The 25,518-nt window shown below is 52.0% G+C and carries 25 protein-coding genes; all 25 read right to left on the reverse strand.

Annotated elements, in window-relative coordinates:
• Positions 1-341: 341 nt before the first annotated feature.
• Positions 342-1,454, reverse strand: a complete 1,113-nt coding sequence (locus MKMG_RS01820; protein ID WP_165074859.1) for a hypothetical protein — start codon at positions 1,452-1,454, stop codon at positions 342-344.
• Positions 1,426-5,175 (reverse strand): NosD domain-containing protein, encoded by a 3,750-nt coding sequence (locus MKMG_RS01825; protein WP_165074861.1) that lies wholly within the window; start codon positions 5,173-5,175, stop codon positions 1,426-1,428. Before MKMG_RS01825 ends, MKMG_RS01820 begins: the two co-directional genes overlap by 29 nt.
• Before the next feature lie 30 nt (positions 5,176-5,205).
• A complete protein-coding gene (locus tag MKMG_RS01830; protein WP_165074863.1) occupies positions 5,206-6,411 on the reverse strand; it encodes a hypothetical protein in 1,206 nt (401 codons plus the stop codon).
• Between the two features lie 356 nt (positions 6,412-6,767).
• Positions 6,768-11,216 (reverse strand): NosD domain-containing protein, encoded by a 4,449-nt coding sequence (locus MKMG_RS01835; protein ID WP_165074865.1) that lies wholly within the window; start codon positions 11,214-11,216, stop codon positions 6,768-6,770.
• 328 nt (positions 11,217-11,544) lie between these two features.
• Positions 11,545-11,667, reverse strand: coding sequence for a hypothetical protein (locus MKMG_RS11640; RefSeq protein ID WP_256366055.1), 123 nt, complete (start codon positions 11,665-11,667; stop codon positions 11,545-11,547).
• Between the two features lie 161 nt (positions 11,668-11,828).
• Positions 11,829-12,707, reverse strand: a complete 879-nt coding sequence (locus tag MKMG_RS01840) for an SWIM zinc finger family protein (protein ID WP_165074867.1) — start codon at positions 12,705-12,707, stop codon at positions 11,829-11,831.
• Positions 12,707-15,868 (reverse strand): DEAD/DEAH box helicase, encoded by a 3,162-nt coding sequence (locus MKMG_RS01845; RefSeq protein ID WP_165074869.1) that lies wholly within the window; start codon positions 15,866-15,868, stop codon positions 12,707-12,709. Before MKMG_RS01845 ends, MKMG_RS01840 begins: the two co-directional genes overlap by 1 nt.
• A 262-nt stretch (positions 15,869-16,130) precedes the next feature.
• Positions 16,131-16,658: a (d)CMP kinase gene (cmk, locus tag MKMG_RS01850; protein ID WP_165074871.1), complete on the reverse strand. Its 528-nt coding sequence runs from the start codon at positions 16,656-16,658 to the stop codon at positions 16,131-16,133.
• Complete coding sequence (locus tag MKMG_RS01855; RefSeq protein ID WP_254059045.1) at positions 16,658-17,335, reverse strand: DUF106 domain-containing protein; 678 nt, start codon at positions 17,333-17,335, stop codon at positions 16,658-16,660. Before MKMG_RS01855 ends, cmk begins: the two co-directional genes overlap by 1 nt.
• Positions 17,332-17,901 carry an adenylate kinase gene (locus MKMG_RS01860; RefSeq protein ID WP_165074873.1) on the reverse strand — a complete coding sequence of 190 codons (570 nt, stop codon included), beginning with the start codon at positions 17,899-17,901 and terminating at the stop codon, positions 17,332-17,334. Before MKMG_RS01860 ends, MKMG_RS01855 begins: the two co-directional genes overlap by 4 nt.
• A gap of 8 nt (positions 17,902-17,909) precedes the next feature.
• Positions 17,910-19,343, reverse strand: coding sequence for a preprotein translocase subunit SecY (gene secY / locus MKMG_RS01865; RefSeq protein WP_165074875.1), 1,434 nt, complete (start codon positions 19,341-19,343; stop codon positions 17,910-17,912).
• 30 nt (positions 19,344-19,373) lie between these two features.
• Positions 19,374-19,799 (reverse strand): uL15m family ribosomal protein, encoded by a 426-nt coding sequence (locus MKMG_RS01870; RefSeq protein WP_165074877.1) that lies wholly within the window; start codon positions 19,797-19,799, stop codon positions 19,374-19,376.
• 5 nt (positions 19,800-19,804) lie between these two features.
• Positions 19,805-20,266 (reverse strand): 50S ribosomal protein L30, encoded by a 462-nt coding sequence (locus MKMG_RS01875; RefSeq protein ID WP_165074879.1) that lies wholly within the window; start codon positions 20,264-20,266, stop codon positions 19,805-19,807.
• On the reverse strand, positions 20,266-20,883 hold the full coding sequence (locus tag MKMG_RS01880) for a 30S ribosomal protein S5 (protein ID WP_165074881.1): 618 nt from the start codon (positions 20,881-20,883) through the stop codon (positions 20,266-20,268). Before MKMG_RS01880 ends, MKMG_RS01875 begins: the two co-directional genes overlap by 1 nt.
• Position 20,884: 1 nt before the next feature.
• Positions 20,885-21,412 (reverse strand): 50S ribosomal protein L18, encoded by a 528-nt coding sequence (locus MKMG_RS01885; protein WP_165074883.1) that lies wholly within the window; start codon positions 21,410-21,412, stop codon positions 20,885-20,887.
• The gene (locus MKMG_RS01890) at positions 21,412-21,864 is read right to left on the reverse strand and encodes a 50S ribosomal protein L19e (protein ID WP_165074885.1); all 453 of its coding nucleotides are present in this window, start codon (positions 21,862-21,864) and stop codon (positions 21,412-21,414) included. Before MKMG_RS01890 ends, MKMG_RS01885 begins: the two co-directional genes overlap by 1 nt.
• The gene (locus MKMG_RS01895; protein ID WP_165074886.1) at positions 21,857-22,306 is read right to left on the reverse strand and encodes a 50S ribosomal protein L32e; all 450 of its coding nucleotides are present in this window, start codon (positions 22,304-22,306) and stop codon (positions 21,857-21,859) included. The genes MKMG_RS01890 and MKMG_RS01895 overlap by 8 nt, the downstream gene beginning before the upstream one ends.
• Before the next feature lie 6 nt (positions 22,307-22,312).
• Positions 22,313-22,837, reverse strand: coding sequence for a 50S ribosomal protein L6 (locus tag MKMG_RS01900; protein ID WP_165074888.1), 525 nt, complete (start codon positions 22,835-22,837; stop codon positions 22,313-22,315).
• A gap of 10 nt (positions 22,838-22,847) precedes the next feature.
• Positions 22,848-23,240 (reverse strand): 30S ribosomal protein S8, encoded by a 393-nt coding sequence (locus MKMG_RS01905; RefSeq protein WP_165074890.1) that lies wholly within the window; start codon positions 23,238-23,240, stop codon positions 22,848-22,850.
• A gap of 13 nt (positions 23,241-23,253) precedes the next feature.
• Positions 23,254-23,427 (reverse strand): 30S ribosomal protein S14, encoded by a 174-nt coding sequence (locus MKMG_RS01910; RefSeq protein ID WP_062396601.1) that lies wholly within the window; start codon positions 23,425-23,427, stop codon positions 23,254-23,256.
• Positions 23,427-23,933 carry a 50S ribosomal protein L5 gene (locus tag MKMG_RS01915; RefSeq protein ID WP_254059046.1) on the reverse strand — a complete coding sequence of 169 codons (507 nt, stop codon included), beginning with the start codon at positions 23,931-23,933 and terminating at the stop codon, positions 23,427-23,429. Before MKMG_RS01915 ends, MKMG_RS01910 begins: the two co-directional genes overlap by 1 nt.
• Entirely contained in the window at positions 23,930-24,658 is a 729-nt protein-coding gene (locus MKMG_RS01920) for a 30S ribosomal protein S4e (RefSeq protein ID WP_165074892.1), read from the reverse strand. The genes MKMG_RS01915 and MKMG_RS01920 overlap by 4 nt, the downstream gene beginning before the upstream one ends.
• Positions 24,658-25,023: a 50S ribosomal protein L24 gene (rplX, locus tag MKMG_RS01925; RefSeq protein ID WP_165074894.1), complete on the reverse strand. Its 366-nt coding sequence runs from the start codon at positions 25,021-25,023 to the stop codon at positions 24,658-24,660. The genes MKMG_RS01920 and rplX overlap by 1 nt, the downstream gene beginning before the upstream one ends.
• Positions 25,024-25,035: 12 nt before the next feature.
• Positions 25,036-25,434 (reverse strand): 50S ribosomal protein L14, encoded by a 399-nt coding sequence (locus MKMG_RS01930; protein WP_165074896.1) that lies wholly within the window; start codon positions 25,432-25,434, stop codon positions 25,036-25,038.
• A partial coding sequence (rpsQ, locus tag MKMG_RS01935) for a 30S ribosomal protein S17 (RefSeq protein WP_165074910.1) occupies positions 25,431-25,518 on the reverse strand: 88 nt, incomplete at its 5' end. The genes MKMG_RS01930 and rpsQ, both read right to left, overlap by 4 nt.

Raw genomic sequence — 25,518 nt, forward strand, 5'->3', positions numbered from 1 at the left:
CGCGGTATGAAGCCATCCATGGCATCTCAACACATTCACTGAATCGGGCCAAGGCACAACTCCGATATTTCTTCATTCTGTGAAATCCGGAGATACACGCAAAGAATCCTGGATAAGGCCCACCGGGTTATTGTGGTTCACATTGATACCTTCAACCCATACAGACGGAAACGGACAGGGTTACTCACCCATTCTCCTGAAGAATTTGTTCCGACGACTGGTCACAAGGCACGTATCATCAGTGGTGGTCTTCAATAAGCGGGAAACAGATGCAGAAGATCCGGGTTTGCCCGGTCATCTTCCTTCTTCTGCAGGTCTGCGCCCAAAAAAGAATGAAGTGTTTACTTCTTCTTTATGTAGTAGGCTCCGCCTGCCACCACACCCACCACGATACAAACCACGAGGATGGTCGTCCATGGAAGCGTGCCTGCCTCAGTAGATCCTGATGCGGCGGGAATGGCTGCAGCTGCGGTGGTGGGCACCGTGGTCGCGGAGACCGGTGCCTTCGTTGCCGTGGTCACGGCTGCCGACCCGGTGAAGAGGGCAAAGCAGCTGAAGTGGGTGACCCTAGCGCTCACGGTATGCGTCGCCGCATTCACCGTGGTCGGAAGGTTCTCCCAGAGACCGGTGGCAGCGTTGTAGCATCTGATTTTGTAGTCTTTGCCTTCCACCCACTCGTCATCGGGTATGCTGAAGCTGATGGTGATGGCCGGGCTGAACGTGGCCCCCTCCGGTTTGCACTCGCAGGAGTAACCTTCAAAGGTGAATCCGCTGGGGACCGCAGGTAATGTTGCAGCCTGCTGGATGCGAATCGTTGATAGGGGTTTGCCCACAGAGTCGTAGACCCCGGTGCCTTTCGGAAGGTAGAGGGACACCTTCTTGTCCACAGAACTGACCGTCACCGAGCCGAGCAGACTGCCGGTGGATGAGGTGGTGAGGCTGGCCTCTCCCAAAACGGTGTCGGGGGAGACGACTGGCTCCTGATAGATGGGGCCGCCACTTCCTCCGCCACCGCCGCCGCTGCCGCCGGGGCTGGGCGGGGTGTAGGTCGCGCTCAGGTTAAGACGCTGGGTCTCGCCCGGACTGAAGGTCGCCGTCTCCTTTGCGGTGTGGCCGCCGACCGTGAAGGTGATGGTCGCACCGACCTCGCCGTCATAGCCGGTGACAATAAGTCTGCGGTCTTCAAGTTCCAGACCGCCGTAGCTGCCCGTCTCGGTGGTGGTGAGCGTGCCCCTCACTTCACCGTTGATAAGAGCGGTGAGCACGGTGCCTGCCGGTGCAGGGTTGCCGTTGATGGTGACACTCCCCCTGAACTCGTCCGGCAGGAGGGGCAGGCTGTCCTCTGCTGCGACGCCGCCCACAAAGGCGAAGACGAGGAGGATTGTAATGATCGTTTTGTAGTTCATGGTGTGTGCCTCAAAAAATTCAGGCGCTAATGGCCGCAAGTGTGCCATCAGCCCTCATGAAGAGCCAGTAGCCATCTCCGGGCTGCATATCACGCGTATCTGCGTGTGAGTTGCCTGCGCCGTTGATGACTGAGGTGGTGTATGCCTGTGTACCTGAGTCGAATCCCAGAAGGATGGCCCAGTGATCTTTTACGGATATGAGTGCGTCCTTTGCGGGCGCCGCGGTGGTGTCAGAGAACCCGACTGCATTCCAGCCTGTGGTGAGGCGCTTTACAGGAGGTGTCTCAAGGGTTTCGGTATCGAATGTGAACGATACGCTGGCCGTGCCGTTTGAGTAGAGCCAGATGCCGTCCAGCGGACTGATGGTGTCAGTGCCGGTCATCTGCTGCCAGCTCTCTTCAGGGCTGTATGCATAGACGGAGTGTCCGGCGGAGTCAACATCCCCGAAGATGGCAACGGTGTTATTGCCCGGTGCGAGGTTCTTGGGTGTGGAGACAAAGTTCCAGCCGTCCCGGAGGGAGAGGGTCATGTCGCCTTCTACCACTGGTTCCGGGAAGTTGGTGAGTTTGATCTCATCGATGCTGCTGATCATCTGACCTTTGGTGAGGTCGCTGCCAACAAGCCTGAGCGGCCATTGCGGCTTGTCACCACTCTCGGAAAGGGGTTTGCCGTTGTTTTCGTTTGCTATGATCATGTTGTTGTTGTGTGCGACGTCGGCACTGGCAAGTTCAACACTGTAGTCATCATCGGTGCCTGCCACGTTGTCCGGGCCGTAGTCGATGACGGTGACCGTGTAGCCTGCTTCAGCGAGTTCGTCGTTGAACGGGCCGTGGCTGTTGCCGTCGTCGACCCAGCCACAGAGCAGCCAGAGCGGCATACCGGACCAGAGGTTGTCATCGTCTGTCCAGGTGGCTTTGTGCTTGGAGTTGGCACAGACGACACCGTGTTCAAACGCGGCACGGTCGATGGTCTCTGATATCGCACCGTTGAGGGTCAGCACCCAGTCGGTTCTGGCTTCAGGCAGAATTTCGATGGTCGCGACCTTGGCAGCAGAGATGCCTGCAACCGCGGGCATGCCCTCAAAGTAGTGCCAGTTCTGTTCTTCAATGCACTGGTGCATATCCCAGTTGCCGAATATGCCGTCGTCTGCCATGAAGAAGAGGCGCGGGCCGTCACTGTAGGCAGGAGTGTCACCTTTTTCTTCGGTCCACCATGCGAGAATGGCCTCTCCCTGCCGGATCTGGGGTTCATAGATCGGTGAGTAGGAGAGACTGGTGCGGTAGCCATCAGTAGCAATGAATTTGATTTCATTACCCTCCGAGGCGCCGCCTGCGAGGTCGCAGAGGTCACGTACCGATGTGCCTTTTACGACTTCATTGATCTTTCCGGGGTTGGCATTGACACTCTCTTCAGGATCCCAGAAGTTATAGGCTTCACCGGGATGAGCATCGTTCCAGGCACCCTCAAAGACCGGGCCCTGGAAGTGGAGTGCAGTGCCGTTCTCACCGCCGTAGACGGTGAGGTGGCGCTCCATCCACCGGGTGGTGACGGTGGCCTCGCCTGCGATGGTCGTGCCGTCGCCAGCATATTTGATGATATGCACGGAAGGAAGTCCTTCGGTGGAGATGACAGTGATTTCAGCAGATCCTGAGACAGTGTTGTTCGTGGCTGTGAGTGTGGTCACACCCGGAGCACCGGCGGTAAAGAAGCCGGTCGCATTTGCGGTTCCGACGGTCTCGTTGCTGCTGGTCCAGGTGAAGGTCAGATCGGACATGCTCTCTTCGTACTGGTCAATGCCTGAAGCAGAGAACTGCCATTCTTCATGTTCTTCGAGTTCAGCGGTGGCCGGGGTGAGGCTGATCGCGGTGAGTACCGAACCTGCTTTTTGTATGACGTTGTTGTTCCATTCACCCATCATGGGGTATTCGTCTTTGTAGGTGCCATATGACATCGGCGTGTCGCCTATGCCGTCTCCGGCAGCGTCCTCACCGGTGTATCCGCTGTAGTAGTTGCCGACATAGCCGATGTACTCGGTGTCGCCGTAGGTGTAGGTGACCTCCTCAGGCGAGTGGTAGATGTTGTCGGTCAGGCACTCGACGGTGCCGTCGAAGGTGTTGGCCCAGATGATGTTGTCATGGAGTGTATCCTTGACGCAGATCTCGTCTTCGTCGTTGTCTCTGCAGGTGTTGTTGTAGACAAGGTTCGCGGTGACCTGATCCCTGAGGCTGATCCCGCGTCTGGTGTTCTCATGGCAGTAGTTCTCTTCGACAATATTGCCGGTGGCAGTCTCCTCTACAACGTTTCCGATGTGGATACCATTGTAGCAGTTGGCACAGTCATTGTAGCGCACTTCGCAGTCATCGAAGTCAACGATCTCAATACCTGCGACATGCTCGTTGGTCAGTCCCCTCACGGAGAAGCCTTCGATGATGATGCCATCGGCATTGAGATCGAATACCGGAGCGTCCGGTGATGTGGCGGTCACGGTGACCGCATCTGAACCATCCTCGGACCGGATGGTGAGCTGTTTGTCGACCAGCACATTCTCAGTGTAAGCGCCGGCCTTCACCACGATGGTGTCACCGGCATATGCAGCGGTCACAGCCGCCTGGATGCTCTGGAAGTCTGCCCCGGAATCATCATCTACGTAGAGGGTCTCCGGCTCATGCGGCAGCACGAGCGGATAGTTTGGGTGCGCAGACATCAGCGGCGCATTGTCTGTGCCCAGGCTGTCCGGAAGTTCGTAGGCTGTGTCTATGACGCCGTCGCCGTCCTCATCCGTTCCGGCGTAGTCCGACCAGAAGTTCCCGAGGCAGCCGGTTTTTTCAACGCCGTTATAGGTGTAGGTGACGGGCTCAGGAGAGTTCCAGTAGGTGGTGGCCGGGGCGGTGGTGCCATCGTGGAGGGTTACCCCTGATACATTAGAGTTCAGGAAGATTTTGTTGCCCTCGCCTGCCTCACGGAAGTAGAAGCCATTTCCTTCTAAATCTCCATTAAAGGTATCCCCAGAGATGGTGTTGTTGGATGATGTCTGGTAGAAGTACACAGCATTTCCTTTCCAATCATTCACGGTATTATCTGATATGGTGCAATTGACTGAATTCCGAACCAAGAACGCTCCTATAGTCCGACTGCCCATGCAGTTGACAATGGTATTATTTTCAATCACCACGTTTTTTAGGCCATTTACCATTATAGCGCCATATTTACATTCAGCATTTCGGGCAACATTATTCCTTAAATTTACATCAGAACCAAGTCTAAAAAACCAGTTTACACTACCACCATCAATGATATTGTTTTCGAATGTACAATTTGGAGATAATAATTCGACCCCAGCGGAGGCGGAAAGACCTTCAAAGACACAGTTCCGGATGATCGTATCCGGTGCAGGCCCAAATGTCCCAAGCCGGATACCGCATGGACTGTTAATTATTGTCAGCCCGTCAATGATTGTCCCGGTCCCGTCCTCATTGCTCCCGGATGGGACCTCAATAGATTCGCCATTTACCATATCTACAACTACCGGGCCGTCATCTTTGAGGGCCTGAATGGTAAGATGCGGTTTATGTATTGAAAACCATGAATAGGTGCCGGGCAAGATCATAATCGTATCACCCGGTGACGCGGCTGTGATGGCATCCCGGATAGTTTTGTAGTCAGCAGCATCTCCGTCGTCGTCAACGTAAAGAGTCGATGCCAGAACCGGCGTGCAGATGAAGGAGAGCAGAATAAGGGAGAATAATACGAGTAAATTCAGTTTTTTCATTTCAATCACTCAAAAAAAAGGAAAAAAGGGTTAGTTGGAGTGGTGATGCGTCACCACGAGCTTTACATAATCGGTTTCAAGGTGCGAATAATAATCATCCATACCATCTGATGACTGAGCAGCATTCTGCTTCACAAGCACGGTGACGTCACCATTAACGACATAATCGCTGATGCCTGAGGTGACGCTGGAGAGTGCCACGTAGCCAACGTTATTCTTCCAGATGTAGGTGGTGGCGTCCTGATCTGCTGAGCCGTTGTCATGGCTGCTGGTGCCGGTCCAGGTGAAGGCCAGCTTCTCGATGTTGGCTGTGTCCTCAGAGAGGTCGAAGACAAAGCGCTGTGCAGCGAATTTGCCGTCGTTCGCACTCACAGTTGTCTCGAATACGTTGTTAACCGTCGCAATCTTGGATGTATCAACCGTAGTGCTGCTCGGCTCGTTCACGGCTGGAGTTGCACCGACTTCGCCCTCATACGCAGACTCAACAGTGTCTCCGCCGGTGGCGAAGTCATAGCGGTGAGCTGGGAAGATCTTGATTGTGTCAACGGTCTGGACAGAGAGACCCTTTGCAGAGGGGTACTGGGTGCTGTAGAACTTCCAGTACCAGGATGGCAGTGATTCGTGCATATCCCAGTTGGTGAAGTTGTTCTCGGTTTCGTTGTAGAAGTAGAGTCTCATGCCCTTGCCCCAGTTAGGAGCAAAGCCGTCCACGGAGTCCCACCAGGTGAGAACCATGTCACCCTGGCAGGAGACCGGAGTGTAGACATTGTCGTAGCTGAAGTAGCGGTCCGCCTTCGGGTAGGTGGAGTCAGCGACCAGCAGTTCGGCGCCCGGACTCATATTATCAACCCTTACAAGGAGATCCTCTATGGAGGTGCCGTTGTGGGCGCCGTAGCTAACAAGGTTGACGCCTTCTTCGTCCTCGTCCCAGACGTTGTAGTCATTTGCATTGAGACCAGCGGCAATCCACTCGTCCTCAAAGACCGGGCCCTGCATGTAGATTTCACCGTTGCTCACAACATGAGTAAAGTTATCTCTCATGTCCGTCCAGCTAATGGTTTCTGAGTCGTCAACAACTGAGTAGTTGTTGTCGCAGTACTTCGTTACGGTGACACTCTCTGTCCCCGCTGCCGCCGGGGCCACCAGCACTACGCAGATCACGCAGAGGCAGAAGAGCGCCGAAAGCCCGTATTTTAAAAATCCATCTTTTTTCATTTTCATTACCTCAGCCAGCATGCCAACCTCTGACTAATAGACCTTCAAGATATCAATATAAAACAATTTTGATTTTTTACACCCATTTGTCAACATAATTATATTAATAAAATTGACCCCAAATACCAGATCAAAAAGCCAATCAGAGCGATTAAAATGCACAAATACAGAATATAACACCATTTACCGAGCAAAACGTAAAAATAAGCCACATTATCGATTTATCGGAAACATTTGACACACTGCCCCTTATACCAGGAAAGAGACCGGCAAACGCCACGAATATATTGTGCGCACAAAATAATTATATTGCATTACATCAATAAAATATATATTTGTAACAAATATTGGCAGAGAAATTAAAAAAGAAAGATGATTCAGGCCCCGATGGCCGCAAGTGTGCCATCAGCATCAACACGGAGCCAGTAGCCCCAACCCGGAGACATGACCGCACCGTCAGCAGGGCGGGCCGCCAGTTCATAGGCCTGTTTGTCTGCATCATAACCCACCAGTGAAGACCAGTTGGTAAGACTGACAAGGGCATCCGTTGCCGGGGCGGAATCGATATCAGAGAAACCGATTGCATTCCAGCCGGCGGCAAGCGGTTTCATCGCCGGGATCTGTCGGGGATTGGAGTCATACGTCAGGTTGACGGATGCATCCGTATCGGAATAGACCCAGAGACCATCCAGAACCTGAATCCGGTCTGCTGAGTCAAGTGCCTTCCAGCCGTCTGCATCATAGATCAGGACAGAGTGGCCGGACGGGTCTGGCGAGGCAAAGACGGCCAGCGTGTCACTGCCGGAAGCAAGCCTCTTCGGGGTCGAGACAAAGTTCCAGCCGGACTTCAGGTCAAGCGTATCATCCTGAGGACCAGAGCCCCCACGCCTGATTACGGTCACAGACGTTACGAGGGAATTATTATCTTCATCCTCCTCACCCCCGCCGCTTACCACAGCAGTCAGTTCATACGTGCTCGCAGACGCAGGTTTCCAGACAAAGGTCACCTCCGTTGCAGCACCGGGTTCAAGACTCCCCACCTCCGTTACTCCGATCTCCGTTCCTTCCGCAGAGAGTGAGAGCGTAAAGGAACCGGACACCTCACTGCCCCGGTTGGCCACACTCAGACCTATCGTATTGTTCTCCCCTGCAAAGACCTGGGCAGGCAGAATAAATGCTTCAGGCACGAGATCAGGCGTACGCGATAGTTCCACAACCACACTCTCAAAGACCGAGCCTCTCGGATATATCGAAAGCACCTCCTTGTTGTCACCGGAAATTTCCGCAACAGGCATAAACTCCATCAATACCGATTCATTCTCTGCATCCAGATGCACCCTCGTATATCCAAGGGTATTCTCCAGACTGTTCTGGTAGCCGGTGGTCTTCTCCTCTGTCAGAGTGTACATCGGGCCTCCTCCGGTTGCTGCCACTACATACTGTATGCCATTGACCAGATACCGCTGGTATGAGTGGACATGCCCGTTGAAGACCGCATTCACACTGTTCTCCTCGAAAACAGGCCCCCACAGGTCGCGGAAATTTTCCCAGCCGCCGGGATGACGGGTGCCGGAACTGTATGGCGGGTGGTGGAAGGCCGCAAATTTCCAGGGGGCGGTGTTCGATGCAAGATCGTCTGTGAGCCATGCGGTCTGCTCGTCCATCTGTGAACCGGAAATACCACTTGAATCAAGCATGGCAAAGTGTGCATCACCACAGTCAAAGGAGTACCACTGAGGCATATCAAAGGCCTCATAGTAGGTGATTCCGTCATCAATCTCTTCATGATTACCGGTGATGGGGTAAATGGTTGTGTTCGCAAGCATCGCCCCTCCGGCTGCAAAGAACCGGTCCCATTCCTCAGGGTTTTTCGGGTCACCCACGGTGTCGCCCACATGGAGCACAAAAGAGACATCCGTCTCCTCCTCTGCAATCCTGTCGGCAACAAGTTTGTGCCTCTCAAGCTGGGTAAAGGTCGGCAGCTGCTCCTGTGAATCACCATAGACGATGAAATCAAAGGAACCCGACTCGGGGAAGGTTTTGAAGCTGTGATCCTCTGTCACATTCACCCCGGCCGTCACCTGGTAGTGGTAGGTCATCCCCGGCATAAGACCGGTCAGGCGCACATGATGGAGCAGGGACTCCTCATCGCTGGACACACTCCGGCCATAGCCACGGGAGAAATAATCCGCCTCAATGGCATAGTCCACCTGTCCGGCCGCCGGTATATCGGTCTTCCAGCTGATGGTCGCTTCTGTTCCCGTTGTTTTGGTGATGTACGGCCCATGCACGATCTGCTCCCGCTGAAGGATTTCGTATTCACTGAGACATGCGACCAGGGGGTAGTAGTCATGATCAGTTTCAGAGGCATTGTAGACCATCTCGCCGACCCCGTCGCCGTCGGCATCGGTCCCGGCATAGGAGTCAGAGTAGTAATTGCCAAGATAGCCGTAATGGAGGGTGCCATTGTAGATATAGTCAACCGGCCCCGGAGTGTTGGCGGTGTTGTTCGATGATTTATAGCTCGTCCAGCCTGCCTGATTTGCCGGAGCGTCCCCCAGGTGGTTCAGGTAGATGAAGTTATTGTCTGCCCGATCTGTCTGTAAACCACATGACGTGCACTGGAGGCAGGTATTGTTGACAACGGTGTTTTCTGTGCTGGACTGGATCTTTATACCAACACGACTCCGTGTCACCCTGTTGTCAGAAACAAGATTGCCATTGGAGGAATCGTACAGTAAAATACCCGAATCGCCTCCTGATATGGAATTCCCGGAGATAACAGAGTCTCTAAGGGTGAAAAAAAAGCTTTCACCGCTGATCGTGTTATTGGATATGGTGAAATTCACACCACCATGCGTAGATATAGCTTTTGAGTTAATTGTGATGGTGTTTCCCTCAATCCTTAAATCAGAAGAACTACTCGTTCGTATTCCACCATCCTCATTACCTGATATACTACTCTTCACTACCCGGGTCCCGCAAGAACTCAGAATATATATCCCATGCTTGCTGTTGGCAGTCATCTCAGACGCCCTGATCTCAGAGCCTGACGATTCCTTCACCAAAATGCCATAATGAGGGTTTTCCGACAGTATGCAATGCACAAGTGTCGTATCCTCTGCCCCGTTCAGCTCAATACCATTGAGTGAGTTCTCAGATAACAGACAGCCATCGACCAGCGAGTTCCTGGTGTTATTCACCAGTATGCCATTCAGGGAATTCGTATCCGCAGCACAGTCACTGAGAACAATATCCCCGGCAGCCTCCAGAGCAAGCCCGTTATAGTTGCGTGTGGATGTGATATTGCTAATCCTGCAGTGCTGCACACCATTCACCAGGAGACCGGAACATCCGGTACTGGTTGCGCCTGTCACAGTAAAACCGTCAATCGTGACATTCCCGACAGTCACCTCAATCGCACTCCTGCCCGAGTCTGCCGCGGCAACGGTCGCTCCTTCTTCTGACAGAAGAGAGAGACGCTTGTCAACCCTGACATTCTCGGTATAGGTTCCCTCACGAACCATGATGGTGTCACCGGGGTTGGCGGCAATGATTGCCTCCTGAATGGAAGTGAAATCACCCGCACCACCAACATCGACAGTGATGGTCTTTGGTTCGGGCAACGCCTCTCCCACCGTCACAGTCGCCTGTCCGGAAATCCCGCCTGAAGTTGCGGTAATTTCAGTCGTTCCCTCACTAAGCGCCGTGAAAATTCCTTTCACGTCCACGGTTCCGACAGATGTATTGGCACATGACCAGGTGACCGGAACACCCGTCATCAACTTCCCGTACTGATCCTTTGCAAGAGCAGTAAACTGCCGGGTCGTACCACTCACGAGGCTTGCCTCAGAGGGCAGAACCGTGATTGTAGTCAGGAGCGGCTGATTGGTCACGGCAATATAATTCTTTTTTGTCCAGGACACCGAACCTTCCGCGTTCGTCACCGTCAGGGTGACCGTGTATGTACCGGATTTAGTGTACTCGTGCACAGGATTTTGATCGGTTGAGATAGCATTGTCACCAAAGTCCCAGTGCCACGCGGTGGGAACGTCAGCGGATGTCTCCGGGGTAAAAGCGACGGTAAAAGGGGCACAGCCAGAGGTCTGGTCTGCATCAAAAAATACCCTGAAGAGGGGAGCCGGGTCCTGAGATTGAATAATCACCCGGTTGACATATTTTACCGCATATCCGGTCGTTGCTGGATATTCATCATCCCCTGACACATAATAGTGCCAGTACTGTTCATCCATGCACTCATGCATGTCCCAGTTTCCAAAGACGTGCCATCCCCAGGGGTTGGTTGAGTTGTCAGCAAAGAAGATCAGGCGCATACCTTCCTTGTAACCCGGAGTATAACCCAGATCCGGCCGCCACCACGTGACAACCATCGGGCCCTGCCGGGGTTCGGGAGTGTAGACATTCTGGTATCCAAAACGTTTGGACATCCCATCATTGGCCATAATTCTGACCGTATCCTCAGAACTCATCCCGCCGACCAGTTCACAGAGGTCTTTGACATCCGTGCCCTTCAGGGCACCATAGTCTTTCTCTTCGATATTTCCGGTCTCATTTTTATCCCATCTGACTATCCCTTCTTCATTACCCAGCGCAGGCCCTTCGTGGTAGTAATGCGTAATTCCATCACCCTGAATGGGCAGATTTTCTTCCATCCAGTGGTAGTCAACGGTTTTTGTCGCAATGAGACTTCCATCAGCAGCCAGTTTACTGACAGTGACCTCGTTTGTCGGTGACCCCGCGGCCACCGGCGCGACCACAACACAGAGCAGCAGCAACAGACAGAACAAAACACCTGTCCCCTTCATATCCAGTCACCTGACTCTGCAGAACATATCATTCTATTAATCGATTGTACAACATTCATCCCGTCTCATCCTGTATATGATATACTGAGGGAGTCTCTCAAAAACAGATATAAATTAGTTCTGATTTTTTTTGACATATTGTAAACAACTATAAATTAATCAGATCGATATCCGCAGGCATGTGTAAATTTGATATAGGCCATTAGAGAGCCCCTGTCGGGATAAGATGAGCAAAAAGGAACTATAATGCGAAAAGAACGGACAAAGATCCCCGAATATATAAAAAACGGATAATCATGCCAAAAATAGTAAAATGAACGGAATTAAATCAGATATCAATGATGCGCAGCCACATCGCCTCTGGTTCACCATAATCCCCATACCCCCGGAGTATCAGTCCTGCCGTAAAGAGAGGGAATTCATACAAAACCGGCAGCACCTGTCCGACCATAGGCAGCCGTGAAAATGAATCGCACAGAAATCCGGGAAAAGAGCACAGAGAAAGAAAAAAAGAATGATTTCCTCCGGCGGGCATCAGTCATCCAGTCCACGGATACATCCTCTTTCTGCGAACTGTCCGAACACACCCGGATTCATATCAAACTCCACATTCTACCTGCCCTTCCCCATATCCGTAAGACCAAGGGCATACTTTCGTGCAACCGGATAAACCGGCTCAAGTTGCCCGGAGAGATCTTTCCCGCCAAGCGTAAACGGAGAACTTCCCAGCCGGCGTATCGCAGGAACAGATTCATCATAAAACCGGAACTCAAACGAATCAAGATCAGACCCCACCTTCCAGAAATTCCGGAGATAATCTTCCGGTGAGAATACCGTCTGTGCACGAACAGCATCTTTGCCCTCATCTTCAGCAGGAACATCCGTACCTGCCGCCGCACCCCGCCTCTTTCTCAGTGCATCAAGCACCTCTTCACGCCCCATGCCGCGAAGACCGAACAGGAAGAACGGATTCTCATCAAACCATTCTGCAAGGATATAATAGACCGCCGCAATATGCTTGCAGGGATTCGCCCAGTCCGGACAGGAGCAGCTTGTGGCAATATCATCATCTGACTGGGGGAACAAAGACAGGCCCACCGATGTAAATACCTCTTCAAGCTCCTCCGGCATCTCACCGGACAACAGTCGGGCCGCAATGATTGCCTGCCCCGCCATCCCGTCTATCACCGACTCCCATTCATCTGAATCATAATCCCTGAACGTGATCGTCACAGTATATGGAGTTCGCATGGATCCCCTGACTTTCGCCTCCACCACACCGTCCTGGTACCGAATCGATGTGACCGATCCGTTCCGGGCATACCTCTTGCCACGGGAGAGGCGGGGAGAGTCACCGATCTCTTCCAGTGCCCGGACAAACCTCTGTGACCACCACATCTCACCAACCGCACCGCGCCTGCTCTTGAGAACCGGGGATCTTTTCAGGTAGACCCCGTTGCCGGAATCTGAAGTATTCTCCTTAGCTGCCATCAGGACTCTCCAAACGCATCTGCACTGAGCGAGACCAGTTCTCTCAGTTTATCAGTAGAGAGATTTGTAAACCAGTCCTCACCCGAACCGATAATCTCATCTGCAAGCTTTCGTTTCTCTTCAAGCATCGCATCAATCTGCTCCTCAAGCGTACCTGCGGATATCATCAGATGCACCTGCACATTCTTCGTCTGCCCAATCCGGTATGCCCGGTCGGTCGCCTGATCCTCAACCGCCGGATTCCACCACCGGTCCACATGAAACACATGATTGGCAGCCGTCAGGTTCAGCCCGACACCACCGGCCTTCAGTGAAATGACAAACAGCCGCGGGCCATTCTCTGACTGGAACGATTCCACCGCCTCGTCACGCTTTTTCCTTGATGTTTTGCCATGCAAAAGCAACACCTCCTCCGAAAATTTATCCCGCATCAACACCTGAAGCTGCTCTGCAAATGTGGCATACTGGGTAAACACAATCGCCTTATCGCCATTATCGATGACTTCGTCAAGCATCTCAAAGAGACGCACCAGTTTACCGGATCTCACAGAATTGATACAGCCGTCACCGGTGAACAGCACAGGATGGTTGCAGATCTGCTTTAGCCGGGTAATGGCAGACAATATGACACCCTTTCTCTGAATACCCTCGGATTCATCAGCCGCCCTGAGCATCCCGTCAACCGTTGCCTGATACAAAGTTGCCTGTTCCTTTGTCAGTGTGCAAAAGACCTTCTGTTCAATCTTATCCGGCAGATCCTGTATGATGGAACGATCGGTCTTTACCCTCCGCATAACAAACGGGCCGATCATCTTTCTCAGCAGAGCACCCGCATCACCGTCATGATACCGCTCAACGGGCACGGCAAACTCCTTATAATAACTGCCATATGAACCCAGATAGCCCCGGTTCAGGAAATCCATGATAGACCACAGTTCTGTCAGCCGGTTTTCAACAGGCGTGCCGGTCAGTGCTATTCTCCGGCCCGCCGGAATTGTCCTGACAGCACGGGACTGTTTGGTCAGGTGATTTTTGATGTTCTGGGCCTCATCCAGCACCAGACATGCCCACTGAACCAGATTGATTGTATCGATATCGCGGTTTGCCAGACTGTATGTCGTAATGACCACATCATATGCAGATACCGCCTCCGCAAACTCTTCTCCCGCAGCACGTCCTGTGCCATGATGAATATAGACAGAGAGACCAGGAGCAAACCGGGCAAACTCACGGTTCCAGTTACCGATAATTGACATCGGGCAGATGACAAGAACCGGCGTTGCAGGCAAATTGGAATATTTCATCTCAGAGAGCAGATACGCAATAAACTGCGGGGTTTTGCCCAGCCCCATGTCATCGGCAAGGCATGCCCCCAGCCCCTGCCGCGTGAGAAAAGAGAGCCAGGAGACACCTGTCAACTGGTATGGCCGGAGTTTGCCGTTAAAAGTGTCGGGAATCTCAATCACTTCCGGTTTGGTTACCCCCCTGATATTGTCCAGTATCTCCCCGACCTGTCCGCCGGGTGACGAAACTTCAACCTCAAATTCCTGTTCAAAGGCCCGTGTGGTTTCAAGTTTTAACAGATCACCCAGTTCAATACTGCCGTCAGCATATTTCCTCTCAAACGCACGCAGAGTCCGTTTGATCTCTTTGGAATCGAAGGCGACCCATTTCCCCCTCACACGAACAAGCGATTGCTTCATATCTGCAAGTTCCATAAACTCATCAACAGAGAACGTCTCACCGCCCAGTGCAATGGTGTAGTTGAAATCCAGCAGACTATTGAAGGAAAAAAACCCGGAACCCGTAGTCTTCTGTTTCTCCGGGGGTTTTGGATCAATATTCAGTACCGGCTTCTCCGGTTGCTCTTTCCACCAGGGCGGCAGGAGCACGGTAAAACCTGCCTGCTGAAGTAATGGTGACGTCTCGCTTAAAAACGAGTAGATATCAGCCGTGTCAATCGCAAGAGCTGTCGGGCATGCAGTCTTCAGACCAGCCGCAAGTCCGGGAAATATCCTGACCGCACGCCCAAGATCTGCCAGAAAATCCTCTTCAGGATGGCTGGTTCTGCTGAACAGATACGTATGCTCTGTGGTTCTCGGTTCCCATATTTCCTCTGCAGGAATGATCAGGGAAGGCTCATCACGTGCCTGAAGCTGAAATGTGATATTCCAGCGATTGTCCTCACCATCTTCATCCGGTTCTTCAAGGCGAAAACAGGTTTTGAATTCGTGGACTTTGCCTTCATCCGCCCCCCCGGAAAGCCAGGTATTTATCTCTGCAATAAACGCTTCAGAGAGAGCAACGGGATGATATTGATCTGCATGGCACCCGGTTAATTTCAGGAAACAGGACAGCGCCTCTTTTTCGGACGTCTGCATCTTTTTACTGATTTTAAACGGAACCGGCGTATCAGAGAGGGCATCGGTCACCACCTGAGAAACCATAGAGGTCACAAAACGGTCAAGTATGGTATCTGCATGATATCTGAAAACATATCCGGAATCCGCATCATATCCGTTTGCGCACGATTCACATACACAGGGCATTGCCCCTGCAAGCGAAACATATCTCTCTTCATCATCGCTGCCGATGACCGGTTTCCATACGGGCAGAGTAGTGGCCGTATCCAAAAATGCAGGAATAAAGCGTTGACGTGCGACAAGTTCTACGGAAAAACCGATGGCAAACAGCCAGTATCGCAATGAATCACCGACCATGACACCGGAAGAGAAGAGATCAAAAAGCCGGGTATATAGTCCGGCCAATGCAGAGAGGTCGCATGATACTGTAGCAAATTTCCAGGGCAACAGTTGCTGTGACGATTTCTTAACGGCAATGGCCGCCATCGAAGGCATATATGATGTGAGAGGTGCTGCAGCTTCAGACGGGAAGACCGCGGTCTGCTCCCCCTCATGCCACTGTATATCACTGCCGCCGGTGACCCCGGTCAGCAGACGCTGCAACTCTTCGGCTGATACGGTATTTGGATGTGGATGTACGCGGGGATGTTTTGGTTTTCTCCCGCGTCTTGTTGGTATCCCCCCGGAACGATTATCCGATTCACCAAAGAAACAGAACCGATCGGGTGTATTGGGATCATAAAAGCCATGGATTACAACAAGATTTGTCCCGCTGGTTTTGCCTTCCACGATAATCATTACAAAATAGGATTCTTCGGGTATTAACCAGTCTGTTCGCTGAAGACTCCGTGTGCATCATCAACATCCGCTGTTTTAATTGATGGGGAATCCGGGTCGCCAAAAACACTTTCACCGGTATTTGCCAACCGCTCACCCTTTTTTCTGGTCGTTATGATCTGATCATAACCCATAGATCCATGCATCGTTGATCACAGTCACTACTTCTAAATCGGGGCGACACCCCTCACAAAAAACCAAAAGAGAAAGAGAAGAAAATGAATTATTCCTTCAGACCGGCGATGGCCACATCAACGATGGCACCAATATCCTCAATCCCCCATACCTCGGAATTGATCACGAGGTCATAGGGCGTCAGATCATTGATATCAATATTATAGTATTTGTGGTATCTGCCGGCCTCACAGTCCTCACGTTCAATCGTGAGTTCAACTGCTGTCTGTGGATCAATTCCCTCACGGTCAGAGATGCGCACAGACCGGCATTCAACAGACGCTGCCACCCAGATGCGGATATCAGCGTTATCAATCATATGCCCCGCAAGACGCCCCTCAATGATGATATTATCGCGTGCCTCGCCAATCTCCTTCTGGCGGGCATCGATCATCCGGTCCACGGATTCATCCTCCTCTGCCAGCCGCCCGAACGCAGCAAGTTCCATATTGCGCTCAGCAGCGAGCCCGCGAAAGACTTCCCCTGCCGATATCAGATTGAAATCATGTCTCTTCACCAGATATTTGGCAAGTGACGTCGTACCGCTTCCCGGCGGGCCGCTCACCGTAATCCGCATCAGAGTCCTCCGATATTAAGCGCCTTTCTTATCACCTGCGAGAGGCAGATGGAACAGATCATATACCAGAGAATCCATGCCGGAAGGAAGAATGAGATCCCATTCAGCATAATCTCTCCCAGATACGGGAACGTAATGGTCGGCATTGCAACAATGGTGCCGGCATCAAACGCTGCCTGCATATTTGAAACCGTCCAGAGCATCCATATAAAAATGGGCACAGTCACAATCAGAATCCATCCCATCGGCTTAAACTGCTCCTGGGACATCTGCATCTGTTCCTCCATCATCCGTGTCCGCTTGTCATTGAGCTTTTTCAGTTGCTTCTCGTCACCTGCAAGCTGTGCTTCACGGTATATCTTCTGGAACTCCTTCATCTTTGCCTGAACGACCTGCATCTTCTCGTAATCAATGGTATACTTCTGGAGAAGAGATGAATAACAGCCGGTAATCGTTGCAAGAATGAGAATCAGAATTACCCAGAGCTGGGGATTGTCAGTAACGCCGATGATCGTTGCCATAGGTCCAAAGACAACATTGGCACCGGATCCGATGGCATCGCGAATGGGGGCGATTGAATAGGCTCCCATCGCAATCAGCATGACAATAAAAAAGGAGCCCATGCCACCCATGACCCCTTTTCCTGCCGACTTGCCGGATTTTGCGATATCTCTCACCTCAGAATATCTTTGAGTTCTTCGACTGCCCTGTCGAGCAGATCATCGGCATTGATGATGACTTTGACCGTGCATCCGGTTAGCATCGCATACGAGGCCGCCATCGCACGGTTGAACTCCTGGTGCTCACAGAGAGCACGGTAACCTTCAGCGTCACGCACCCGGGACTCATCTCCCATGCGCCGCATCAGGATCTGGTCCTCATCTGTCTCGACAAGCACAACGATATCAGGCATCAGTTCTTTGAGCACCCACTCGGGAAGACCTGCCAGGTATCCACCCGGAGTCTTCACCGTACAGTGGGTGTCAATGATGACATTGCCTTCGGTCTTCGCGATAAACTGTGCGGCACTGCGCTGCAGTTCGCGCTGCTTTGCCTGTTCGAGTTTGCGCATCTCGTCACGGCTCTCAACGATACCCTGACCGGATGCCACATCGAACATACATGATCCAAAATTAATATTCTGATACTCAACAGCCTCTGCTGCGAGTTCAGAAATGGTCTGATTAATGACGGTCGTCTTGCCGACTCCCGGCACACCGGTGATTACTACTTTTTTACCCATCCTACACTTCACTCCTTACCGAAGAACCCGCGCATGAACGGGTACATCTCCATAATCTGTTCACTTGCAACCTCCTCGTACAGCCGGTATACAATACTGACTGTCAGCAGGAGACCAGTTCCCCCGACCATGCCGATGACACCAAAGTAGTTGGCAATCACACTCAGGAAACCAACAAAGACACCACCGATGACCGTGACACGCGGAATATAGCGGTCCAGGTACTTTACAAGCACCTGTTCCGATCTCCGGTATCCGGGAATTGACATACCGCTCATCTGGATCTGGCGTGCCACATGGGACGAGTCCAGGCCTGCAGTCTTCACCCAGAAGAGTGCGAAGATTGCACCGCCGACCACCATCACGAACAGGTCAAGACCCATCCTGATGATAATCTCCCATATGGGGTGACCGACATCATAGGCCCACCACATCCAGTCAGACGGACCGTTGATGGGTGCCAGATAGTACATGATCCCGTTCAGCGGGGTGTTGCCCTGATACTCTCCCAGGAACGTTATACCAAGATTGTTCAGGAACAGACCAAACATCTGGATGTTTGCCTGCAGCACACGGACAAGAATCATCGGCAGCACACTGGCATATATGAGTTTCACCGGGAAACGCCCGCGGGCACCACGTACAGACGAGTGTGCAAGCGGGATCTCAATCCGTGTCGACTCTACATAAACGATCACAAGGAAGATTGCCACAGTCGTAATCAACGCAAGCATATCAGTGCCGAAGTACTCCAGGAACGGTGCACCATCCATGATGACCGCAAAGAGCCGCGGGAAGAATCCGACAGGGTATGCATCCTGTACAGCGCCCCAGTTCAGGAAACCGTTGACAAGACCCTGGGATACACCAGCAACGATAAAGAGACCGACACCAGAGCCGACCCCCCATTTTGTCACGACCTCATCCATAAAGAAGATCAGTACCCCACCGATACAAATCTGCAAAAAGACAAGGAACGTAACAGCACCGAGATTTCCGCCAAATAATGCATTTGCAACGACCGGGTCAGGGGCAAGGAATCCACCGATAACATTCGGGATTGCCTCAAGCACGATCATGACAAATATCAGGAGCTTCTGCAGGCCCATGTACATGACCTGTCCACGCATATCGCTGGTATCCAGATCCAGCAGATCAGCACCCTTGAGGAGCTGAAGCACAATGGATGCAGTGACAATCGGCCCGATACCCAGATGGGCAATTGAGCCACTCGCACCTGCTAAAAGGGCACGGTAGAATGCGAAAATATCCTGTGAACTCGGATCAAGCCCAAACACCGGAATATTAGTCAGTACAAAATACAAAATCAGAATAGCAGCCGTCCAAATCAGCTTATTTTTAAAATGGACATGCCCTTCCGGACTTTTCACTGCAGGCATTGCGGCCAGCAGCGGTTCTAATCGATCCAGCATCGCTCCCATAGTACTATTTTTCCCAGAAAAAAAAGAGAATCAGGCGTCCAGTGCCTGGCCGCCATTCCCTTCAATCTTTTGTCGGGCCCTGTCAGTAAATGACACAGCAGAGATGTTCATCTTCTTAGTAACCTGTCCGCCTCCAAGTATTTTATCAATACCGATTTGGCCTGCATCGATGACGATGGTATCCCCATCCATTTCTGCGTTCCCGGATGCCACAAGGGCATCTGCCATCTGATCAATGTCCCCGACATCAACGGCGTCAACAGCGGACGGGTTTTTGTTCACAAACCCATGCTTTCCGTTGTGGACATCACCTTTGAGGAGGTAATGGGAGAACCGGTGATCACGGTGACCGGCCCGGCCTCTGCCACCACGGTTTCCGGCACCACGGCGATTCTTGTGTGTTCCGCCACCGCAGGTTCGTGAACCGCGATATTTTGAGCGTTTGTTTACTGGCATCTGATTCACCGCATCCTGTAAAGAAGCGAATTGATCTCACTTCCGTAGTTTCCGAGTGCGCCGCCCTGCTGGTATGTCCGCTTAATGGACTTGTGTCCCTTACGCGGGGGGTGGAGCCGGAGTACCGGCTTAAGTTCCGGCACATCAGCAATGGATGCCTCGCCTGCACAGAGTGCGGCTGCAAACGCATTGATGTCCTCAAACTTTGAGTTCTCCTTCACATACTCTTCAGTCAGGCGTATGTTTCCGGTCAGCCTGCCACGGGTGGTCAGGACTGTTCCCAGAATTTCAGGGTCAGCCTCGCCGTATGCCACGTAATCCTTAACTTTCCGGATCATACCGAGGTATGCCGGGGTGTCAGGAATAAGGACACAGTGGTTAACGTGGTGAAGACGGAGCATCTTCAGGGTGTCTTTAATCTCCCTGTTGCAGTTAACAACACCACGCACCTGCACTACCACATACATTACTCAATCACTCCTGTCCGGATGAGATTTGAATTATTCAGTGCATCAAAGGTGGCCTTTGCAAAGTTGATGGTCGTCCGGGTCTGCCCGAACGATGAGGTCCAGATATCGGTGATACCTGCAAGTTCGAGGACCTTCTTTCCGATGTCACCTGTTACCAGGCCAATACCCTGGGGTGCCGGAATCAGTGTGATGGTCACACTGCCTGCCTTCCCCTGAACACGCATCGGAATGGAGTGCCCTTCACCACATCCGCATTCCCAGCTGCCACATCCGCGTTTTACAGATATGACATTGATCTTTGCGTTTGCAATTGCCTTCTTGATAGCATTGCCGACCTGTGCGTCCTTTGCCTGTCCGTATCCGATATAGCCGTCACGGTTTCCCACAACGACAACAGCACGGAACTTAACACGTCGGCCACTGTCAGTCATTCTCTGAACCATATTGATGTCGAGTACCTCATCATCAAGGTCAGGGAGGAAATAATCAACAATACCCGGTTCTTTAATAGGTCTGCCAATCTCAAGCACATCTTTAAGGCTTGTAAAATCACCGGCAGCAACCTGTCTTCCGAGACCCGTGATAGGAATCCATACTTCCCGTTCATAGGCCATATTACTTCAGCTCCTTCATGATTGCTTCTGCTGCCTGTTCTACATTGGCAACAAGATCTGCTGCACGCTCAGGTGCATATGCTGCAATGTGTGCGCCTTTTACCCTGTCCTCAGACGGGAGAATCGACTCACCGTGGGGGACTTCAAGACCTGCATCCACAGCGCCTTTCAGTGCACCAAACACCTTCCCTCCGGGGGTTGAACGGGTCAGGCCGATATCAAGAATACCTTCTTCATAGCCTGAATTCCGTGCACGCACCGCAAAGAGCATGCCGGTGAGATATGCTGCGGGGGTATTTCCCATAGCACCGGTAAAGCCGTATCCTTCCAGTTCATGTGAGTATGCCGCAACAAGTGTCCGGTCACCCTCAAGGGTCGCCTCTACCAGCTGGATGATGATCTGCCGGTTGGTCTTGCGTACGACCATACGTGGTTTCTCGGAGAGGAGAAGCCGCATCCTGGAGTAATAATCCGTTTTGCCCTCGTGTCTCCTTCTGAACGGGACAAAATATCGTGGTCCGGATGCCATTAGTTCATCCTCCCCTGAATCTGCTCAAGCTGTGCTTTCATATGTGCCACACTGCGGTACTGACCGCCTGCTGCCTTCCGGTATACTCTGCGGTACAGGGTAGCATCAATGCTGCCGTTGTCACGCAGTATCCGGAGTTCACGCCGGATTGCACGGATCCTTTTGATCCATACCCGCTTGGACGGGGTACGTGCATTGGCGGCTCCCTTCCTGCGTCCATGACCCTTACAGTGGCCATAGGAACGCTTTGCAGTGAGAAGACGTGCACGGCCGCGGCTGACGCCTTTAACCGGCTTTGCACGGATTGCGCCCTCTTCAATAAGGCCACGCATATCCTCACGTGAGATCGCGTTTTCAATATCATCCTCACGCTCGCTGTTCATCCAGACACGGTGTACACCGCACTTCAGAACAGCTGCTGCGATACGGCGCTGATTTTTGAGATCACTCATCAGAAGCCACCTCTTCCTCAACGTCTTCTTCCACGACCTCAGGCTCCTCTGCAGCAGCCTGTCCGGATGCATCTTTCAGGTTGAATACCTTAAGCCCAAGCTCAAGTGCCTTGTCCTGAATGACTTCACGTTTCCTGTTACCGACAGTTGCTGCAACACGGACTGCATGTGTCTCAGGGTTGAGCCCTTCTAGATCTGCAGGTGTGAATACAAGCACTTCCTCATATCCACTGGGGTGGAATCCACGTACAGCGGCAGGGCCCCCAAACCCAGGTTTGGGGAGACGACCCTTTGCCCATTTCTGCATGCGCTGTTTACTCTGAATACCACGTGGACGCCTCCATACGTCATCCAGTTTCTTCTTCTGATGAAGGCACTGGCGCTTAAAGGTTGCCCGCTTTCCATTGCGTGCACGGATAAGTCTCATCTTTTCGTCAGCCATATCAGATCACGCCTTCTCAATGATGTATATTCCATCCTGGAACACACGGGGATCACGATTGCGCACATGCGTAGCCCGTTCAATACGAGCGGCTGTGGTGCCCACGAGTTCTTTGTCGATGCCTGATACAGTGATCTCATCGTTTCCGGTTGAAACGGTCACTCCCTCTGAAATCCGTGCCACCCGGGCCTTCTTCTCGCCAAGGAAATTGACAATCTCAAGAGCTGTGTCAGTCTTCTTGAGCTGGATAGGGAAGTGACTGTAGACCACTTTCATCTTGTATTCATAGCCTTCTGTAACCCCGCCGCACATGTTGCGTGCATGGGCTGCATAGGTCCCGACCATTGCAGAAATCTTCTTCCGCGTTGATGCAGTTTTAATGGTAAAGACAACACCATCACAGGAGACATCAAGACCCGGGTAGCGCATATCACGTGTAAGTGTTCCTTTGGGTCCCTTAACAACGAGGCGTGTGCCTTCCATTGTTGCAGTGATACCCTCAGGAATCTCAACACTACGTTCACTCAGCATTTAATACACCTCAGTACACATACCCGAGCAGCTCTCCGCCGACGCCTGCTTCTCTTGCCTGATCATGTGATATCACGCCTTTAGACGTGGAGATGATCAGCAGACCAAAATTCTTCGCCGGAAGATACTGTGTCTCCCATTCTTCAAGCTCTGCAACCTTCACGGAATACCGCGGTGAAATAACACCGCATTTATTGATGTTTCCGTTCAGCTTCACATTGAACTGACCGCCACGGCCATCTTCAATGAGTTCAAATTCTGCAATATAGCCCTTCTCTTTCATGATGCCGAGCATTGAACCAAGAAGCCTGCTTGCCGGTTCAACGATACAGCTCGTCTTGCCGACATCGGAGGCGTTCTTGATGGTGCTCATTGCATCCGCAATCGGATTTAATCGTGCCATAACTCTTTGCCACCTAGTTCATCTTTTTAAAGCCGATTTTAGCGGCATTTTCCCGGAAGCACTGACGGCAGAGCATAATATTGTGCCGGCGGACAAGCCCCTGCTTTCTTCCGCACATCTGGCACACATTTGCACCACGACCGAATTTCTTCGGTGATGCATCCGATTTCTTTCCCTGTTCTGCCATTAGATTACCTCTACATTGAATGCTTCACTCATGTACGCCACAGCGTCCTCTTTGGTGACACGCTGCTTTGTCGGGAGTTTTCTCTTCTGGATTGACCTGCGCGCAATGCGGATACCCTTGCGCTCAAGAACGACATTGACATCCATGCCATAGATACCGATCATCGGGTCATAACTCTGGGTTGGGAAGTCAGTGTGTTCTTCAATACCGAATGAGAAATTGCCGGTTGCATCGAACTGGGATGCTGCAAGAGTATTTTCCTGGATTTCAAGTGCAGTGCGGACGAAGTTCTCTGCACGGGCACCACGAAGGGTGACACGGCATCCGATTGGCTGTCCCTTCCGGACACCAAAAGCAGGCTGGGTCATCTTCGCAAAGGCACGAATCGTGGACTGTCCGGTAATCTCTTTGACGATGTTTTCAGCCTTGACAAGCTTGTCACCGGATTCGCCGACACCCATGTGCACGACGACCTTATCGACATAGAGTCCCTGCATTGGGTTCACTGTTCAATCCCCCATTCGCTGATTGCAGACTCCTCGCGTCCTACCATAAAGACATAATTATCAATCGTCTCGAAAGTCTCACCGGTGCCGTCCTCTGCAAGAATGACACGGTTCGGGATACTTCCGGGGATGACATCAATCGTTGTGATTCTGCCTATTTTACCGGAGTGGCGTCCACCAATGACCATTGCTGTGTTGCCCTCTGCGAAGGCAAAGTGGCCGGTGACTTCAAATTTGTTATCCGGCATCAGGGACAGGACAACAGAGTCCTTTGGTTTGTATGCCTGTGTGTCGACAATGATGTTTGCACCGTAGCGCAGGTTCAGCTGAACCTTACCGCCCTTCACAATTGTCTTGTCTGCAATCTTGCAAAGACGGCTCTCTGCTGCCTCTGCTGTAATCGGGACGGAGACAATATCGCCGCGCTTGGCACGGAGAATGCGGAAGTACTTGTCCACAGACGGGAGAGCGATGATGTCAAACACACCGACGCCCATCTTTGGGTCAGTGCAGACAGCACCGTTCACCAGCACTGCACGGCTCTTGAGGATACGCTTAACCTCTTTTACCGTAAGTGCAATTCCCATGTGGTCACGCAGCCACACTGCCACAGGCATTGCGCTTGCATTGTGCGGACCTGCGGCGGTCTTGGTCACAAATGTGTTCGTCTTCTTGGCAATACGCCATGAACCCGGGCTGTTGAGCCTCTTTAAGTGGTTCGACATTACTTCTTCGCCTCCAGCTTCTCCTCACGACGTTTGTCTTTCAGATTCAGTTTCACAATGCAGACATTGGATGGATCAACCGGACGGGGAACTTCAGTTCCGTCTGCACGGGTTGATACAACACCGTGGACAATGATCCGGGAATAATCGAGATTAACCCCGTCAACAATGCCTTCATCGCCTGCAAAGTCTCCGCGAATGACACGGACTGTGTCACCGGTAACTATACGCACGCTACGGCGGCTGTACTGGTTCCGGAGTTCTGATGACAGCGGAGCATTCAGGAAACGACCCCTGGCATGAAGGGGTGCATTGTAGCGGAATTTGCGCTGTTTGCGCGGTTGTGTGCTTGCAATACGTACCATATTTCCTTCTCCTCAGATGATGATCGTCGCCATTGAACCAATCTTAGGGAAACGCTCTGCCACTTCACGTGCGACAGGGCCTTTAATTTCCGTTCCCTTAGGTTCTCCGCGTTCATTTACTACTACCATTGCATTGTCCTCAAACGAGAGACGAAGACCGGAAACTCTCCGGATCTCTTTCTTCTGCCTGATGACGACTGCCTTCACGAGCGTCTTTCGCATGTCGGGAGTGCCTTTTTTGACCGTGACCGTTGCCACATCTCCCAGACCCAGTTTGGGCTGGCGGCGGCGTACGCCATGGTAACGGTCTACAGAAACAATCTCCACCTGCCGTGCACCGGTATTATCGGCGCAGAGAAGGCGGCTGCCGGTTGCAAGTGCACGGGGTGTACGCGATTGTTTCGCTTTCATTCCGTAATCACCTCAACAACGACAAATTTCTTGGTCTTTGAGAGCGGGCGACACTCGGCAATCTTTACCATGTCGCCTACTTTT

The organism is Methanogenium sp. MK-MG, assembly GCF_009914725.1.
Lineage (GTDB): Archaea > Halobacteriota > Methanomicrobia > Methanomicrobiales > Methanomicrobiaceae > Methanogenium.

Bases quoted from the DNA above. Each gene is read 5' to 3' on its own strand.
- MKMG_RS01860 (WP_165074873.1), bottom strand. From the start codon at position 17,901: ATGGGTAAAAAAGTAGTAATCACCGGTGTGCCGGGAGTCGGCAAGACG.
- MKMG_RS01930 (WP_165074896.1), bottom strand. From the start codon at position 25,434: ATGAAAGCGAAACAATCGCGTACACCCCGTGCACTTGCAACCGGCAGC.
- MKMG_RS01835 (WP_165074865.1), bottom strand. From the start codon at position 11,216: ATGAAGGGGACAGGTGTTTTGTTCTGTCTGTTGCTGCTGCTCTGTGTT.
- cmk (WP_165074871.1), bottom strand. From the start codon at position 16,658: ATGCGGATTACGGTGAGCGGCCCGCCGGGAAGCGGTACGACGTCACTT.
- MKMG_RS01845 (WP_165074869.1), bottom strand. From the start codon at position 15,868: ATGATTATCGTGGAAGGCAAAACCAGCGGGACAAATCTTGTTGTAATC.
- MKMG_RS11640 (WP_256366055.1), bottom strand. From the start codon at position 11,667: ATGGTCGGACAGGTGCTGCCGGTTTTGTATGAATTCCCTCTCTTTACG.
- MKMG_RS01905 (WP_165074890.1), bottom strand. From the start codon at position 23,240: ATGGCACGATTAAATCCGATTGCGGATGCAATGAGCACCATCAAGAAC.
- MKMG_RS01825 (WP_165074861.1), bottom strand. From the start codon at position 5,175: ATGAAAAAACTGAATTTACTCGTATTATTCTCCCTTATTCTGCTCTCC.
- MKMG_RS01910 (WP_062396601.1), bottom strand. From the start codon at position 23,427: ATGGCAGAACAGGGAAAGAAATCGGATGCATCACCGAAGAAATTCGGT.
- MKMG_RS01900 (WP_165074888.1), bottom strand. From the start codon at position 22,837: ATGCTGAGTGAACGTAGTGTTGAGATTCCTGAGGGTATCACTGCAACA.
- MKMG_RS01890 (WP_165074885.1), bottom strand. From the start codon at position 21,864: ATGAGTGATCTCAAAAATCAGCGCCGTATCGCAGCAGCTGTTCTGAAG.
- MKMG_RS01880 (WP_165074881.1), bottom strand. From the start codon at position 20,883: ATGGCCTATGAACGGGAAGTATGGATTCCTATCACGGGTCTCGGAAGA.
- MKMG_RS01920 (WP_165074892.1), bottom strand. From the start codon at position 24,658: ATGTCGAACCACTTAAAGAGGCTCAACAGCCCGGGTTCATGGCGTATT.
- MKMG_RS01875 (WP_165074879.1), bottom strand. From the start codon at position 20,266: ATGTATGTGGTAGTGCAGGTGCGTGGTGTTGTTAACTGCAACAGGGAG.
- MKMG_RS01840 (WP_165074867.1), bottom strand. From the start codon at position 12,707: ATGGCAGCTAAGGAGAATACTTCAGATTCCGGCAACGGGGTCTACCTG.
- rplX (WP_165074894.1), bottom strand. From the start codon at position 25,023: ATGGTACGTATTGCAAGCACACAACCGCGCAAACAGCGCAAATTCCGC.
- MKMG_RS01830 (WP_165074863.1), bottom strand. From the start codon at position 6,411: ATGCTGGCTGAGGTAATGAAAATGAAAAAAGATGGATTTTTAAAATAC.
- MKMG_RS01895 (WP_165074886.1), bottom strand. From the start codon at position 22,306: ATGGCTGACGAAAAGATGAGACTTATCCGTGCACGCAATGGAAAGCGG.
- MKMG_RS01885 (WP_165074883.1), bottom strand. From the start codon at position 21,412: ATGGCATCCGGACCACGATATTTTGTCCCGTTCAGAAGGAGACACGAG.
- secY (WP_165074875.1), bottom strand. From the start codon at position 19,343: ATGGGAGCGATGCTGGATCGATTAGAACCGCTGCTGGCCGCAATGCCT.
- MKMG_RS01870 (WP_165074877.1), bottom strand. From the start codon at position 19,799: ATGCCAGTAAACAAACGCTCAAAATATCGCGGTTCACGAACCTGCGGT.
- MKMG_RS01820 (WP_165074859.1), bottom strand. From the start codon at position 1,454: ATGGCACACTTGCGGCCATTAGCGCCTGAATTTTTTGAGGCACACACC.